This window comes from Neoroseomonas oryzicola, from assembly GCF_012163135.1.
Lineage (GTDB): Bacteria > Pseudomonadota > Alphaproteobacteria > Acetobacterales > Acetobacteraceae > Neoroseomonas > Neoroseomonas oryzicola.
The window spans coordinates 1-16,267 of sequence record NZ_JAAVUP010000005.1; the positions used below are offsets into that span (position 1 = coordinate 1).

The 16,267-nt window shown below is 71.2% G+C and carries 13 protein-coding genes; 8 read left to right on the plus strand and 5 right to left on the minus strand.

All coding sequences use genetic code 11. From position 1 onward, the window contains the following. Positions 1-174 precede the first annotated feature (174 nt). The 6 genes from GWK15_RS17235 to GWK15_RS17260 are packed head-to-tail and all read left to right on the plus strand — an operon-like array spanning position 175 to position 7,008. Entirely contained in the window at positions 175-957 is a 783-nt protein-coding gene (locus tag GWK15_RS17235; protein ID WP_209442271.1) for an inositol monophosphatase family protein, read from the plus strand. Further along, complete coding sequence (locus GWK15_RS17240; protein WP_168042610.1) at positions 954-2,051, plus strand: ABC transporter ATP-binding protein; 1,098 nt, start codon at positions 954-956, stop codon at positions 2,049-2,051. The genes GWK15_RS17235 and GWK15_RS17240 overlap by 4 nt, the downstream gene beginning before the upstream one ends. Beyond that, positions 2,048-3,688: an ABC transporter permease gene (locus tag GWK15_RS17245; protein ID WP_209442272.1), complete on the plus strand. Its 1,641-nt coding sequence runs from the start codon at positions 2,048-2,050 to the stop codon at positions 3,686-3,688. Before GWK15_RS17240 ends, GWK15_RS17245 begins: the two co-directional genes overlap by 4 nt. A gap of 42 nt (positions 3,689-3,730) precedes the next feature. Beyond that, a complete protein-coding gene (locus GWK15_RS17250) occupies positions 3,731-4,729 on the plus strand; it encodes an extracellular solute-binding protein (protein ID WP_168042611.1) in 999 nt (332 codons plus the stop codon). 7 nt (positions 4,730-4,736) lie between these two features. Next, positions 4,737-5,987, plus strand: coding sequence for an NAD(P)/FAD-dependent oxidoreductase (locus GWK15_RS17255; RefSeq protein ID WP_168042612.1), 1,251 nt, complete (start codon positions 4,737-4,739; stop codon positions 5,985-5,987). A 19-nt stretch (positions 5,988-6,006) separates the two neighbouring features. After that, positions 6,007-7,008, plus strand: coding sequence for a 4-hydroxyproline epimerase (locus GWK15_RS17260; RefSeq protein ID WP_168042613.1), 1,002 nt, complete (start codon positions 6,007-6,009; stop codon positions 7,006-7,008). Positions 7,009-7,031: 23 nt separating this feature from the next. Here the strand turns inward: GWK15_RS17260 and GWK15_RS17265 are convergent, their stop codons facing one another. Continuing rightward, a complete protein-coding gene (locus GWK15_RS17265; RefSeq protein ID WP_168042614.1) occupies positions 7,032-8,828 on the minus strand; it encodes an NAD(P)/FAD-dependent oxidoreductase in 1,797 nt (598 codons plus the stop codon). Between the two features lie 273 nt (positions 8,829-9,101). Here GWK15_RS17265 and GWK15_RS17270 point away from each other — a divergent pair, with 273 nt between their 5' ends. After that, on the plus strand, positions 9,102-10,574 hold the full coding sequence (locus tag GWK15_RS17270) for an amidase (protein ID WP_168042615.1): 1,473 nt from the start codon (positions 9,102-9,104) through the stop codon (positions 10,572-10,574). Positions 10,575-10,682: 108 nt separating this feature from the next. Next, a complete protein-coding gene (locus GWK15_RS17275; RefSeq protein ID WP_168042616.1) occupies positions 10,683-11,561 on the plus strand; it encodes a cytochrome c in 879 nt (292 codons plus the stop codon). A gap of 15 nt (positions 11,562-11,576) precedes the next feature. On the opposite strand, the gene GWK15_RS17280 is transcribed toward GWK15_RS17275, so the two are convergent. From GWK15_RS17280 to argH, 4 genes are read right to left on the minus strand one after another with little or no spacing between them, the layout of a single operon-like run. Further along, a complete protein-coding gene (locus GWK15_RS17280) occupies positions 11,577-12,731 on the minus strand; it encodes an NAD(P)/FAD-dependent oxidoreductase (RefSeq protein ID WP_168042617.1) in 1,155 nt (384 codons plus the stop codon). A 15-nt stretch (positions 12,732-12,746) separates the two neighbouring features. Beyond that, a complete protein-coding gene (locus GWK15_RS17285; RefSeq protein WP_168042618.1) occupies positions 12,747-13,757 on the minus strand; it encodes an ABC transporter ATP-binding protein in 1,011 nt (336 codons plus the stop codon). Continuing rightward, a complete protein-coding gene (locus GWK15_RS17290) occupies positions 13,754-14,737 on the minus strand; it encodes an oligopeptide/dipeptide ABC transporter ATP-binding protein (protein WP_168042619.1) in 984 nt (327 codons plus the stop codon). Before GWK15_RS17290 ends, GWK15_RS17285 begins: the two co-directional genes overlap by 4 nt. Continuing rightward, positions 14,734-16,221: an argininosuccinate lyase gene (gene argH, locus GWK15_RS17295; RefSeq protein ID WP_168042620.1), complete on the minus strand. Its 1,488-nt coding sequence runs from the start codon at positions 16,219-16,221 to the stop codon at positions 14,734-14,736. Before argH ends, GWK15_RS17290 begins: the two co-directional genes overlap by 4 nt. Positions 16,222-16,267: the final 46 nt, after the last annotated feature.

Consider the following 16,267-nt stretch of genomic DNA (forward strand, 5'->3'; position numbering starts at 1 on the left):
CAAGCTCTGCGAGCAGATCATGGGCCGCGGCTCCGCGCTCACCCGCCCGCCCCGCCTGCCCCTGCCCGACGCCGACCGCCGCGAGGTCGAGACGCTGATGGCCACCGCCCTCGCCAAGAGGCCCTCTCTGCCCGCACTCGCGGCCTGAGGCGGGTCATGGCCGGGCCGCAGCGGATGAAGACGTCCCTCGATGAATGGGTGGCCTTCGCCGAGGCCCTCGCCGACGAAAGTCGCGCCATGTTCGGCGCGGCCAGCGCCCCGGTCGTGGAACTCAAGCCCGACCGCAGCTTCGTCACCGACCTCGACGAGCGCATCGAGCGGCGGCTGCGCGAACGCATCACCGATCGCTACCCGGCCCACGGCATCATCGGCGAGGAAGGTGGCGATGCCGGCCCCGCACGCGAGCTGACCTGGGTGCTCGACCCGGTGGATGGCACCGCGCCGTTCATCGCCGGCGTACCGGTCTACGGCACGCTGATCGCGCTCCTCGCCGACGGCGTGCCGGTGCTCGGCATCATCGACCTGCCGGTCACGCGGGACCGCTGGGTCGGCGCGACGGGACAGCCCACGCGCCACAGCGCGGGCCCCTGCGCGACGCGCGCCTGCGCCTCGCTGTCGGGCGCCATCCTGTCGGCCAGCAACCCCGATTTCTTCGGCAACGCCGACCGTCCCGCGCTCGATGCGCTGCGCGCCGCGACGGCCTGGCGAATCTATGGCGGCTGTTGCATGGCCTATGGGCTGCTCGCCTCCGGCCGCACCGACCTCGCCATCGATTCCAGCCTGAAGCTCTGGGACTACGCCCCCTTCCCGCCGATCATCGAAGGCGCGGGCGGCGTGATCACCGATTGGGACGGCAAGCCGCTCGCCCTCGGCAGCGGTCCGCGCATCCTGGCCGCGGGCGATCCGCAGCGGCACCGGGACGCACTCACGATGGTGCAGGGAGCGATGTTGCCATGAATGCCGAACCGGTATCCATCGCGGCCGCGTCGACGGCGACGCCGGGCCTCGCCATCGACGGCCTGGCCGTCGCCTACGGCGGCCAGCGCGTCATCGAGAACCTGTCGCTGACGATCGAGCAGGGCTGCTTCTTCACCCTGCTGGGCCCGTCCGGTTGCGGCAAGACGACGTTGCTGCGGACCATCGCGGGCTTCATCCAGGCCGCCGAGGGCCGGCTGCTGTTCGGCGGCAGCGACGTCACGCGCCTGCCGCCGCACCGGCGCAACATCGGCATGGTCTTCCAGGACTACGCGCTGTTTCCCGACAAGACGGTGTTCGACAACGTCGCCTACGGCCTGCGCGCCCGCCGCGTGGACGAAGCGACGATCAGGCGCAAGGTTGCGCAGTCCCTCGATCATGTCGGCCTGGGTCATCTCGCCGCCCGGCATCCAGCGGCATTGTCGGGTGGGCAGCGCCAGCGTGTCGCGCTCGCCCGTGCGCTTGTGATCGAGCCGCAACTGCTGCTGATGGACGAACCACTCTCCAACCTCGATGCCAAGCTGCGCGTGCAGGTGCGCGAGGTGATCACCGAGCTCCAGCGCGAGGCTGGCATCACGACCATCTTCGTCACCCATGACCAGGACGAGGCGCTCGCCATGTCCGACCGGATCGGGGTGATGAACCGCGGCAGGCTGGAGCAGGTGGGGCCGCCTTCCGCGATCTACCGTGAACCGGCCACCGGCTACGTCGCCGATTTCGTCGGCGCGGCGAATCTCGTGAAGGTGACGCTGCCCGCGGCAGCCGCGATCGGCCCGGTGATGGTGCCCCTGCCCGGCGGCGTGGTGACGGCCCGCGCGCCCGCCACGGTGCCCGCAGGCCACGCCCTGCTGGTCGCGCGGCCCGAGGAGATCAGCCTGACGCGCGATGGCGAAGGCCTGACCGGCACGGTGCGCCGGCGCCAGTATCTCGGCGGCCGGACCACCTACAAGGTCGAGCTGCCCGAAGGCCTGACGCTGGCCGTCGACCTGCACGGCGACCGTCACGACGCCTTCCAGCCCGGCGATCTCGTCCGCCTCGGCTTCGACCCGCTGCGCACGCTGGTGCTCGCGTCATGATGGCGCGGGCGGGGTCCGTCTGGTTCTGGCTGTCGGCGGCGATGCTCGTCGTGCTGGCGGTCTTCCTGGTCTATCCGCTGTTCAACATCGTCACCGGCAGCTTCGGCACGGGCAGCCGGTCCGGCTGGTCGGTGCTGCTGGCCGAACCGCGCTACCTGCAGGCGGTGACGAACACGGTGATGCTCGGCATCGCGGTGACGGCGACGACCGTGGTGATCGCGGTGCCGCTCGCCTACGTGGCGGCGCGCTATGACTTTCCCGGCAAGTCGGTGGTGGCGATCCTTCCGCTGATCACGCTCGTGATCCCCGAGGTGATCTCCGCCCAGACCTGGCTGATGATGCTCGGCAACAACGGCGTCTTCACGCGCTACCTGGCCGACCACGGCATCGATCTGCCGAGCTTTTACGGCTGGCCCGGCCTGATCATTGCGCTGACCTTTTCCTACTACACCTACGTCTACATCGGTACGGTCGCGGCGATCCGGGGCTTCGACAGCCAACTCGAGGAAGCGGCACAGAGCCTCGGCACCTCGCCCGTCGCATCCCGGTTGCGCGTCATGCTGCCGGTGATCATGCCGGCCGTGCTCGCCAGCGCGCTGCTCGTCTTCACCCTCGTCGTCGGGAACTTCGCCACGGCGACGATTCTCGGCGGGCGAGTCCCCCTGCTCTCGGTCCTCACCTACCAGGCGGCAGTGGCGGAATCCGGTGCGGATCCGGTGATGCAGAGCACCCTGGCCTCGGTGTCGATCGGCCTCGTGATGCTTGTGCTTTTCGTGCAGCGCTGGATCGTCTCGCGCGGGCGGCACGAGGTGGTGCAGGGCCGCGGCGCGAAGGCGGCTCGGATGCGGGGCCTGAGCGGCCTGGGCATCGGCGTGGCGGCGGGGATCATCGTGGTCATCTCGCTGCTGCCGCTCGCCACGCTGGTCGCCGGCGCCTTCACCCGCGCGCGCGGGCCGGTGATGCGCTGGGGCGACTGGACCACGGCCAACCTCGAGCGCCTGTTCAACAATGCGCCGGAACCGCTGTTCAACTCGCTGGTCTATGCCGGCACGGCGACGGTGGTCAGCATCGCCTTCAGCACGCTGGTGTCCTACCTCATCGTCAAGAAGCGCAATCTGCTGACGCCGGCGCTCGACTACATCACCGCGCTGCCGCTGGCGTTGTCCGGCACTGCGATCGGCATCGGGCTGGTCATGTCCTTCAACGCCGGCTGGCTGCCGCTGACCGGCACGGCGGGCATCATCGTGCTGGCCTACATCGTGCGGCGCCTGCCCTTCGGAATCCGCAACGCATCCTCCACGCTCTACAACGTGCCGAACTCGATCGAGGAAGCCTCGATCAGCCTCGGCGTGCCGCCGGTCTCCTCCTTCCTCCGCGTCGTACTGCCGCTGATGGCCCCGGCCATCGCGGCGGCGGCGGTGCTGACCTGGACGACCACCGTCGCGGAGCTCAGCGCCTCCATCATCGTCTATTCCGGCGGGCGGGAGACGCTGCCGATCCAGATCTACAAGCTGATCGACAGCGGGCTGATGGCGCAGGCCTCCGCTTACGGCTTGGTGCTGATCGTCGTGATCCTGCTGCCGATCATCGTCGCGACGCGGGTCTTCCGCATCGACCTCTTCTCCTCCCGCGCCTGAGCGCGGGCGGCACCAAACAGATCGCAAGAACGGAGACGAGCCATGACCGAACAGACGACCCGTCGCGCCCTGCTGGGTGGCCTCGCCCTTACCGCCGCCGCGCCGCGTCTCGCACGCGCCCAGTCCGGCGCCGTGGTGATCTACACGCCGAACTCAGCCCAGGCAGTGGATGCGGTGAAGGAAGTCGTGGAGCGCGCCCGGCCGCCGCTGCGCATCAACACGATCACCGGCGGCAGCGCGCAGCTGCTGCGGCGCATCGCCGCCGAGGCGTCCCGCCCGCAGGCGGACCTGTTCTGGAGCTCGAGCGCGAATACCCTCGGCGACTTCCGCAGCCTGTACCAGGCCTACCGCTCGCCCGAGGCGGCCGCCATCCCGGACAGCCTGCGCCAGCCGGAGGACCTCTGGACGGCGACCAACATCCACGTCGTCGTCGCCATGCTGAACCGCAACCAGCTGCGCGGCACGGCCGCACCGCGCAGCTGGGCGGACCTGCTCGACCCGGCCTGGAAGGGGCGGATCATCATCGCTGACCCCCAGAACAGCTCGACCGGCTACACGATCCTGTGGGGCGTATCGAAGCTGCTGGGCGAGGACGGACTGCGGCGGCTCGCGGCGAATCTGCGCGTCAGCAGCTCCGCCAGCGCCGTGCTGCGCGGCGTGGCGCAGGGCGAGTATGCGGTCGGGTTGACCTTCGAATCCAATGCCTATGGCTATGTCGCGGGCGGGCAGCGGGAGATCCAGCTGGTCTATCCCTCCGACGGCACCTTCATCAGTCCCGAATTCCAGGCGCTGGTGAAGGACGCGCCGGCCGGCGCGACGGCACGCCGTGCCTTCGACATGCTGCTGTCCAAGCCGGTGCAGACGGCGCTGCTGGAAGCCGCATATCGCCGGCCGAGCCGCTCGGACATCGATGTCGCGAAGCTGGTCGACCTGCCGGCGATGAGCGGCATCCGCGTCTTCCCGACCGACGAGACCGAGGCGGCGGCCAAGCGCGCGGAATTCCTCGCGCAGTGGCAGCAGATCGTCGCCGCGGTGAACTGAGGCTCGGATGGCGCCTACCTCTCCGCCGGACGTCGTCGTCGTCGGTGCCGGCATCGTCGGGATCGCCGCCGCCTGCCACTTGGTGGAGGATGGCCGCCGCGTCCTGCTGATCGACCGCGAGGAGCCCGCGCGCGGCGCGAGCTTCGGCAATGCCGGCGGCTTCGCCTTCTCGGATGTCATGCCGCTCGCCTCGCCGGGCATCATGCGCAAGGCGCCGAAATGGCTGCTCGATCCGCTGGGGCCGCTGGCGATCCCGCCGTCCTACCTGCCGCGGATCGCACCCTGGCTGCTGCGCTTCTGGCGCGCGAGCTGGCCCGACCGCGTGCGCGCCAGCATGGTCGCGCAGGCGGCGATGATGCGCCTGGCGCGGGAGGCGATGGCCGCGCTGGTCGGCCGTGCCGGGGCCGGCGCCATGGTGCATTCGGACGGCGCGCTGGAGCTTTATGAATCCGAGGCCGAATTGCGTGCCGCACTGCCGGGCTGGGAGGCACGCGCCAAGGAAGGGATCGTCTTCGAGCACCTTCGCGGCGACGCGATCGGGGCGTTGCAGCCCGGACTTGCGCCGATCTTCCCGGTCGCGACCTTCGTGCCGGGCTGGCAGACGGTCGAGGACCCGCATCGCTTCGCGCTGGCGCTGCTGGATTACGCGCAGCGCCTCGGCGCCACCGTGCGGCGCGCGCGCGTCCATGCCGTCACGCCGCGCGAAGGCGGTGCGGCGATCGTGCTGGAGGGCGGCGAGACCGTCGAGGCGAACCATGCCGTGATCGCCGCCGGCGCCTGGTCCCGGCCGCTGGCGGCTGGCACGGGGGACCGCATCCCGCTCGAGACCGAGCGCGGCTACAACACCACCCTGCCGCCGGGCGCCTTCGACCTCCGGCGGCAATTGACCTTCCCCGGCCACGGCTTCGTCGTCACGCCGATCGGCGGCGGCGTGCGCGTCGGTGGCGCCGTGGAACTCGGTGGGCTGACGCGGCCGCCGGATTTCAGGCGCTCGGCGACCATGCTCGCCAAGGCGCAGCGCTTCCTGCCCGGGCTGCGCGCCGAGGGCGGCGTGCAGTGGATGGGGTTCCGCCCGTCCCTGCCCGACAGCCTGCCGGCGATCGGACCGTCGCGCGCCTCACCGCGCATCATCCACGCCTTCGGGCACGGGCATCTCGGTCTGACGCAATCGGCCGCGACGGGGCGGATCGTCGCGGCCCTCGTTGCCGGGCGCAGGCCGCCGCTCGACATCGCGCCCTTCAGCCCGCAACGCTTCTGAGGAACACGGGACCGCTTCCATGGCACGGCACACCTTCTCCTGCATCGACGGGCATACCTGCGGCAATCCGGTGCGGCTCGTCGCCGGCGGCGGGCCGCTGCTGCAGGGCGCGAACATGATCGAGAAGCGCGCGCATTTCCTCGCGGAGTATGACTGGATCCGCACCGGGCTGATGTTCGAACCGCGCGGCCACGACATGATGTCGGGCTCGATCCTCTATCCGCCGACGCGCCCCGATTGCGACATCGCGATCCTGTTCATCGAGACCTCGGGCTGCCTGCCCATGTGCGGCCACGGCACCATCGGGACGGTGACCATGGCGATCGAGAACGGGCTGGTGAGCCCGAAGGAACCGGGCGTGCTGCGCCTCGACACGCCCGCCGGCGTCGTCACCGCGGAATACCGCCAGGATGGCGCGCATGTGGAGGAGGTGCGGATCACCAACATCGCCTCCTTCCTGCACGCCGAGGACCTGCCGATCGACTGCCCCGGCCTCGGGTCGCTGAAGGTGGATGTCGCCTATGGCGGCAATTTCTACGCCATCGTCGACCCGCAGGAGAATTTCCGCGACATGGCGGACTTCCCCGCAGGACGGCTGGTGGAGCTGAGCCCGAAACTACGCCGCGCGCTGAACGAGGCCTACGATTTCGTCCACCCCGAGAAGCCGGAGATCAGGGGCCTCAGCCACATCCTCTGGACCGGCGCGCCGACCCAGCCCGAGGCCCATGCGCGCAACGCTGTCTTCTACGGCGACAAGGCGATCGACCGCTCGCCCTGCGGCACCGGCACCTCTGCGCGCATGGCGCAATGGGCGGCGAAGGGCCGGCTGAAGCCCGGCGACGCCTTCGTGCATGAGAGCATCATCGGATCCCTGTTCAAGGGCCGTGTCGAGGCCGCGACCAGCGTCGGGAACAAGCCGGCGATAATCCCCTCCATCGCCGGCTGGGCGCGGATGACCGGGTACAACACCATCTTCATCGATGACCGCGATCCGTATGCCCACGGCTTCCAGGTCGTCTGACCCATGACGCCATGGCCGCTGGCCTAGGCGGCCCGCAGCCCCTTCGGATCGTGCACCGGCGTGGGCAGCCCGAGCATCCTCGCCTGGATCTGCAGGGCAAGGATGCGCGAATAGAACCGCGCCTGCTGCAGGTTGCCGCCCTGCAGCCAGAGGCCGGGCTGGCGCGTCGGCTTCCACATGTTGCGCAGCTCGCCGACCCAGGGCCCGGGGTCGCGCCGCGTGCCTGAGCCAAGGCCCCAGACATGGCCCACGCGCTCGGCCACCTCGGCTGAGATGAGCTTCGCGATCCAGCTCTCCATCGGCTCGTAGCCGGTCGCGTAGACGACAAGGTCGGCCTCCAGCACCGACCCGTCCGACAGTTCCACCCCTTCCGGACGCAGCCGCGCCACCTGCACGCGGCTGCGCAGCGCGACCTCGCCGGATGCCACGAGTTCCGAGGCGCCGACATCGATGTAGTAGCCCGATGCGCGCCGGAGGTATTTCATCGACAGGCCGGTATCGTCCTCCCCGAAGTCGAGCATGAAGCCGGCCTTCTCGAGCCGCGCATAGAACTCGGCGTCATGCGCGCGGATCTCGGGGTAGAGGCGGCGCTGCAACTCCGCGACCATGCCATAGGGCCGCGAGGCCGCCATGAAGTCGGCCTGCTCGGTGGTGATCCCGGCCGCGACCGCCTCCTCCGAGAACAGCTTGCTCGTGATGAATCGGAACAGCGTGTCGGCGCGCGCAACCAGGGTCGAGGATCGCTGCACCATCGTCACCGCGGCGCCGTGTTCCCAGAGATCGGCGCAGATGTCGTGCGCGGAATTGTTCGATCCGACCACCACGGCTTTTCGCCCGGCATAGGCGGCGCCGCTGACGAAGGCGCTCGAATGGCATTGCTCGCCGCGGAAGGTCTCGGCCCCCGGGAAGCGCGGCGATGCCGGCGCGCCGGACATGCCGGTCGCGAGCACGAGCTGCCTCGGATGCAGCGTGACGGGCCGTCCGTCGCGCTCCACCTCGACGGACCAGGTTTCGCGTTCGGCATCGTAGTGCGCGCCGGTCGCCGTGGTAGAGCCCCAGGAGGCGATCTCCATCATCTCGGCATAGGCGTCGAGCCAATCGCCCATGCGGTCCTTCGGAATGTAGAAGGGCCAATGGGGCGGGAACGGCATGTAGGGCATGTGACAGGCCCAGATCGGATCGTGCAGGTGCAGCGACCGGTACCGCCGTCGCCAGGCATCCCCGGGCTTCGCCAGGCTGTCGATCACGAGCGTCGGCACCTCGAGCCGATTGAGCCGCGCGGCCAGCGCCATGCCGCCCTGGCTGCCGCCAATGATCAGGCAATAGGGCTGCTCGGTGGTGCCGAGTGCGGCCTCGCGCGCCGCGCGGCGTTCGGGCCAGGTCCGGCGACCGCGCTGCGCGCCGTGCTCCACCCCCCGCTCGCGGCGCGCGCCGGTGGTCTCCTCGTGGCCCTTGATCTCGACGGCCGAGGTGAACAGCGTCCGGCACAGCCCGTCGACGAGGCGCAGGTGGCCGCGTCCGCGGAGGCGCTCGGTCTCGAACCGGAACCAGCCCTCGACGATGCCGTCCGCCGCCCGCGTCTGGCCGGGCTCGACGACGAAGTTCCGCGGCAGATCGCGCGGTGACGCCTCCGCGAGCATGGCGCGGATCTCGTCCCGCCCCTCCAGCGTGACGATGGACCAGGTCGCGGAGGCGAGGTCGCGCCAATAGCCACCGGGTTCGAAAAGCTCCGTTGCGCCGGCCGCATCAGGCTGCGCGAGCGCCTCCGCAAAACGGGCAAGCCAGTCCCTGACCGATACGTCGGCGGTGGTGTGCGTCATGGATATCGCCTCGGCAATGCCTGCCGGAAGCATCCTTCGCAGACACCCCTGGCCATGGCGGATCATCACGACGCGGCAACCGGCGCACAAGGACCGCCCCGAAGATTTCCGCTGCGCGCCACGCCATGCGGTCGGGTCGCCTTCCGTTCGGCACGGCGCTAGGGTCGCGCCACCTGCACCGGCGCCGAGGGTCGCGCCGCGGCCCGCGATGGCCGAAGGACGGAAGCACAAGCGGGACGGCCCAGCGCCGCCCGAAAGGGAGGCCACGCGGCCATGACGACGCCAACCGCGCCCACGCCATCGGCGCCGCCCGAGATCTGCCGGATCAACGCCGTTCCGCTCGCCGCCATGATCCGGCGGCGCGAGGTCTCCGCGCGGGAGGTGATGGCGGCGTATCTCGACCACATCGCGGCGGTGAATCCCGCCGTCAACGCGATCGTGTCGCTGCGCCCGCGCGAGGAGCTCCTGGCCGAGGCCGAGGCGGCGGATGGCGCCGTGGCCCGCGGCGACGATGTCGGCCCGCTGCACGGGCTTCCCCAGGCCATCAAGGACCTGGCGATGACGCGCGGGCTGCGGACCACGATGGGCTCGCCGCTCTTCGCCGACCAGGTGCCGGACACCGATGCCATCTTCGTCGCCAGGATGCGCGCGGCCGGGGCGATCATCATCGGCAAGACCAACGTGCCCGAATTCGGCTACGGGTCGAACAGCTACAATCCGGTCTTCGGCCTCACCCGCAATGCCTGGGACCCATCGCGGATCGGTGGCGGGTCGAGCGGCGGGGCCGGCGTGGCGCTCGCGATGCGGATGCTGCCGGTCGCCGATGGCAGCGACATGGGCGGGTCCCTGCGCAATCCGGCGGCGTTCAACAACGTCTTCGGCTTCCGGCCGTCCCAGGGGCGCGTGCCGTCCGACGGGCTCGACCCGTTCTACGGGCAGCTGCCCACGGACGGTCCGATGGGCCGGTCCGCCGAGGATGTCGCCATGCTGCTGTCGGTGCAGGCCGGCTACGACAAGCGCGCACCCCTGTCGCTGGAGGATCCGGGATACCGCTTCGAGGACCGGCTTGGCAGGCCGGCGAAGGCGCTCCGCTTCGGATGGCTTGGCGACCTCGGCGGTCACCTTCCCTTCGAACCCGGCGTGCTGGATGTCTGTGGCGGCGCGCTCGATCTGCTCCGCCAGACGGGATCGAGCGTCGAGCCCGCGCGCGTCGACTTCGACCCGGAGCGGCTGTGGCGCGCCTTCGTCGTGCTGCGCCAGCACAGCGTCGGCGGGCGCCACGACGATGCCTGGCGCGATCCGGCGAAGCGCGCCCTGCTGAAGCCCGAGGCGCAGTGGGAGATCGAGGGCAGCCATCGCCTGACGGCGCTCGACGTCTACAAGGCGGGGGTCGATCGCGGCGCGTGGTACCGGGCCTTCACGGCGCTGTTCGACACCTACGACTTCCTCCTGATCCCGGCGGCGCAGGTGTTCCCCTTCGACGCCGCGACGACCTGGCCGCGGGAAATCGCGGGGCGCGCCATGGACAGCTATCACCGCTGGATGGAGGTCGTGGTCGGCGCGACGATGGCCGGGTGCCCGGCGATCAGCGTGCCTGCGGGGTTCAGCAAGGATGGCCTGCCGATGGGCCTTCAGGTCATCGGGCCGCCGCGCGGCGACCTCGAGGTCCTGCGGGCCGCGGCGTTGTACGAGGCCGCCTGCCCGTGGATCGGCCGGCTTCCGCCGCTGCTCGGCGGCGCGGCGTAAGATCGCGGCGGGCGCACGCCGGCGCGCCGGATGACGGCGCGTCGATCGTCGGACCGGCGCTCGCTGTCCGCTGGAACTGCCGTCGAAACGCAGGGGGATCCGCTGCCCATGTCCATCTTTCGCATTGGCCCCGACCGGTGGCCCGCGGCCCTTGCCGCGCTGGTCCTCCTTGCGACGGCGACCTTCGCAGTCCCCGGCGCGGTTGCCGCGCCCCTGACCATCGAGGACGACACAGCGAGCCGCTCCCTCGACACGGCAGCGCTGCTGGCCCGGCCCGACGTCGCGGAGGTCACCATTCCCGGCGATGTGGCCTATGGCGGCACGACGCAGCGCTACCGCGCCGTGCCGCTGGCGACGGTCCTTGGCCTGCTGCCGGGTCGCCCGCCTGCCGGCGCCGTGCTCGAGGCGCGCGCGACCGACGGTTTCGCCGCGCAGGTTCCGCTCGGCCTGGTCTTCCAGGCGGCGCCGGGGGGACCTGCCGCCTGGCTCGCGATCGAACCGCCGGATGCGCCCTGGCCGAAGGTGCCGGGGCGGCAGGCCAGCGCGGGGCCGTTCTACATCGTTTGGGAACGCGCGGCGGCCGGGCGCATCTCGCCGGAATACTGGCCGTACCAGATCGCCGCCCTGCGGATCGTCGAACCGCCTGCGGTGCGGTGGCCGCAGATCGCGGTCGACGCGGCGCTGCCGGCGGACCATCCCGCGCGCCGCGGGCAGGAGGTCTACACGGCCATCTGCCTCGCCTGCCACCGCATGAACGGCGGCGGCGCGGGGGAGATGGGCCCCGACCTCAACCGGCCGATGAACCCGACCGAGTATTTCCAGCCCGCGGCGCTGCGCCGCCTCCTGCGCGACCCGGCAAGCGTCCGCACCTGGCCCGAGCAGAAGATGCCGGGCTACGCCGAGGCCGAGCTGAGCAATGCCGACCTCGACGCGGTCATCGCCTACCTCGCGCAGATGGCCGCGCAGCGCCCGGCCGCGTCGCGCTGACGCGGCACCGTCGTCTCAGCCGGCCGAGGTGAAGGCCTCCGCCCCGCCCTCGATCGCGGGGCGGTTGGAGAAGAAGCGTGCGGGGCGGAAGGGCTCGAGTTCGGGGGCCGGCGTCTGCCCCACGACCTCGCGCGCGATGAGCTTCGCCATATGCGCCGACAGCGTGACGGCGCTGTGCGTCACGGCCAGGTAGTACCCCTCCAGCCCCGGCATCGGCCCGACCGCCGAATAGCCGTCGGCCGGAATGGGCCGCGCGGTGATGCGCACCGCTTCCGCCTGCACGTCGCGCAATCCGGGGAAGAGCCGCGCCGCCTGGCGGACCATGCTCGTCGCCTGCGGCATGGCGGGGGAGAGTTCCGCATCGAGCGGCAAGGCCGCATCGATGGCGTTGTCGTGCAGCATCAGCCGCCCTGCCCCGTCCGGGCGCATGTCCACCAGCGCCGTCCGCAGCACGTTGCGCAGCGTGACGGGCACCGGCGGGGTGAAGGCGAGGAAGCCGACACGGGGTGCGAGGGGAATGCGCGGCGCGCGATCGCCGCCGACCAGATCCGCCCAGCGCCCCGCGCAATTTACCACGGCATCCGCGGCGATGGCCTCACCATCCTCCGTCACGACGCCGGTGACGCGGCCGGCGGCCTCCGAGACGGCGACGACGCGCGTGCCGAGCCGCAGCACGGCGCCATGCCGCTCCGCCGCGCGCACCATCCATTGCGCGAAGAGGACCGGGTCGATCCAGCCTTCCTCGGGGCACCAGGCGATGGTCGGGGCGTCGATTGCGTCCAGCACGAGATCCGGCTCGAGCTCGGCGAGGCGCGCCGCGTCGATGATCTCGGCGGCGTAGCCCCAGTCCGACAGGCGCGCGACCTTCGCCGCGAGCGTCGCGCCGTCCTTCGCGCCGCTGGCAATCTCGATCCCGCCGCTGCGATGCAGCCATGGCGTCGCGGGGAATTCCTCGGCCAGCGCGAAATGCGCCTGCATGCCGGCGACGTTGAGGTCGTGATAGGAGCGCGGCGTCTTGTTGCCGGAATTCAGCCAGGCGTAGCTGCAGGACGAGGTGCCGCCGCCCACGCGCCCTGCCTCGAGGATGGTGACCTCGCTGCCCGCCTGGGCAAGGCGAAAGGCGACCGAGGCGCCGAGCACCCCGGCCCCGACGACGATGACATGCGGCATGCCGTTCCTCCCCGTCTATGCGTGGGCGGGCGCGAGCAGCCCGCCGGTGGCCTCGATCTCCTCTGCCCGCCAGCATCGGGCCGCGACGCCGTCGCCGAGGTCCCGCAGGGGCGGCGCCTCGGCCCGGCAGCGATCCACCGCGAAGGGACAGCGCGGATGGAAGGTGCATCCGGACGGCGGCGCGAGCGGGCTCGGCAACTCGCCCTGGAGCGGCGCACGGCGATGATGCCCCTCCCCGTCCAGCGAGGGCGAGGCGGCGAGCAGCGCACGGGTGTAGGGATGCCGCGGGCGGCGATAGAGCGCCTTCGCCGGCGCCGTCTCCACGATGCGGCCGAGATACATCACCGCCACCCGGTCGGCGAAGAACTCGACCAGATGGAGGTCGTGCGAGATGAAAAGGTAGGCGAGGCCGAGCTTCTCCTGCAGTTCGAGCAGCAGGTTCACCACCTGCGCCTGCACCGAGACATCGAGGGCCGAGACTGGCTCGTCGCAGACGACGAAGGAGGGATGCAGTGCGAGCGCCCGCGCGATGCCGATGCGCTGGCGCTGCCCGCCGCTGAATTCATGCGGAAAGCGGCGCGCGTGTTCGGGTGACAGGCCGACCAGGGCCATCAGCTCGCGCACGCCCGCCGCGCGTTCCTGCCGGGAGAGACCGTGGATGTCGTAGGCCTCGCCCACGATGTCCTCGACCCGGAAGCGCGGGTTCAGGGAGGCCTGCGGGTCCTGGAAGATCATCCGCATGCGCCGTCGCGCGTCGCGCAGTTCCGCCTTGCCGACCGCACCGAGATCCCGGCCCTCGAAGGCGACGCGTCCTGCCGTCGGCTCCTCGAGCCGCAGCACCGCGCGGCCGAGGGTGGATTTGCCGCAGCCGCTCTCCCCGACCAACGCCAGCGTCTCGCCCCGAGCCAGGGTCAGGTCCACGCCATCCACCGCGCGCACCATGCCGACGCGCCGTTGCAAGGGCCCGCGGTGGACCGGGTAGTGGACCTCGAGGCCCTCGACCTCGAGCAAGGGCGCCGTCGTCATGCGGCGGCCTCGGTGAGCCAGCAGCGGGAGGCCCGGCCGTCGCCGCCCTGGTGCAACAGCGGTGGTTCCTCCTCGGCGCAGCGTCCGAAGGCGTGCGGGCAGCGGGAGCGGAAGCGGCAGCCCTGCGGCAAGGCGGCGAGGCTCGGCACCGTGCCAGGGATGGCGTTCAGCCGGCGCGAGGTCCCGCCGGCCCCGGCGCGCGGCACGCAGCCCAGCAGGCCCTGGGTGTAGGGATGCAACGGGTTACGCAGGACCTCGCGCGCGGCGCCCTGCTCGACGACGACGCCGGCATACATGACGCAGACCTGGTCGGCGATCTCGGCGACCACGCGCAGGTCGTGCGTGATGAACACCATGGCGACGCCGAGCCGATCCTGAAGATCCTCGAACAGTGCCAGGATCTGCGCCTGGATGGTGACGTCGAGCGCCGTGGTCGGCTCGTCGGCGAGGATCAGCGCCGGTTCGCAGGCGATCGCCATGGCGATCACCGCGCGCTGGCGCATGCCGCCGGACAGCTGGTGCGGGTAGTCCAGCGCACGCTGCGCCGGGGACGGCACGCCCACCATGGCGAGAAGCTCGACCGCGCGTTCATGCGCTTCCCGCCGCGACAGGCCGCGATGGACGCGCAGCGGCTCGCCGATCTGCGATCCGATACGGAAGACCGGGTTGAGCGCGCTCATCGGTTCCTGGAAGACCATGCCGATGTCGCGGCCGCGCACCTCGGCCATGGAGGTTTCGTCCAGTCGCCGCAGGTCGCCCCGGCCGGCGAGGCGCACCGTCCCGTCGACCACCTTCCCCGCCGCGCGCGGGATCAGGCCCATGATGGACAGCGCCGTGGCGCTCTTGCCGGAGCCGGACTCGCCCACGATGCACAGCGTCTCGCCCCGGCGCACCGAGAAGGAGACGCCGTCGACGGCGCGCACCGGGCCGAAGCTGGTCCGCAGCCCCTCCACGGCCAGGACGGGCGCGCCATCACTCACGCCGCGAGCCCCCCGGCCGCGGCGGCGAGGCCCTCCGCGGCAACGGCGATCGCCCCGGCACGCGCGGCATGAAGCGCGGTGTCGTCCTCCAGCTGACGACGTGCCCGCGCCACCATGCGGCGCGTCTCGGCGGGCGCGGGCCCGCCAGTGACATGGCGACGGCGGACGTTCTCGCGCGGGTCGAGTGCCGCGCGGACCAGCGCATCGGGCAAGGGCGCAGCGCCCGGTGCAACCTCGGCGACCGCCTCCGCGACCAGCGTGGCATCGACCTCGGCCGCGCCGCGCAGGCCCTGGCCGATGGCCAGCCGCGTCAGCGCGCCGGTCACCGAATGGGCGGCGCGGAATGGCAGGCCGCCCTCCCGCACCATGGTGTCGGCCAGTTCGGTGAAGGTGCTGAAGTTCTGGGCGGCCGCCTGTTCCATCCGCTCGGCATCCACCTGCAGGCCCTTCAGGACCACCAGGGTCAGTTCCAACGCGGCCTCGGCCTCGGCCGCGCTGTCGCGGAAATGGTGCAGCGCCTCCGCATTCTGCCGGGTGTTGGTGTAGGGCGTCTGCGCGGTCGCGGCGACGAAGGCGACCAGGCCCGACAGCGTGATCGCGGGTTTGGCGCGGCATTGCTCGATCGCGGCGGGGTTCTTCTTCTGCGGCATCATGCTGCTGACGCCGGCGATGTCGTCCCGCATGCCGAGGAAGCCGAATTCCGCCGTCGTCCACAGATGCAGATCGTGGTGCATCCGGCTCAGCGTCAGCGTCACCAGGCAGAAGCCCGCCATCAGTTCCGCGGCGAAGTCCCGCGTTGCGACGCAGTCGAGCGAATTCTCCACCAGCCCATCGAAGCCCAGCAGGTCCGCCGAGCGGGCACGGTCCACCGGGAATCCGGTCGTCGCCAACGCCCCCGCGCCCAGCGGGCAAAGGTTCAGCCGGGGATAGGCATCCAGCAGCCGCCCGCAGTCGCGCGCCAGCCCGTCCGCGATGGCGCAGAGGTAATGGCCGAAGGTGATGGGCTGCGCGGCCTGGAGGTGCGTGTAGCCGGTCATCACCGTCTCGGCGTGCGCCTCGGCCATGTCCAGCAGCTGGGCGCGGACGGCGAGCAGGCTGGCCGTGATCCGCTGCAGCATCGCCCGCGCCTTGAGCCGATGCATGGTGGCGTAGAGGTCGTTGCGGCTGCGCCCGGTATGCATCCGCCCGCCCGTCTCGGCGCCGAGGCGCTTCATCAGCAGCGATTCGATGTTGAGGTGCAGGTCCTCGAGCGCCGTGGTGATCGGCAGGGCGCGCGGTCCCTCCGCATCCATGGCGTCGAGCGCGCGCAGGATCTGCCGCGCCACCTCGGGTTCCAGGATCCGCTGTTCGACCAGCATCACGAGATGCGCGCGGTTGACCTGCTGCATGGCGGCATAGTCGCCGTCCAGGTCGCCGAAGATGCGCGGCTGGTACATGTAGCGTTGGATGACCTCCGCCGGGGCGGCTTGCAGGCGTTCGCGCATGATGTCCCTGTCCTGGTCGGTCTGCACTGCCGTGCCGGACCGCCCG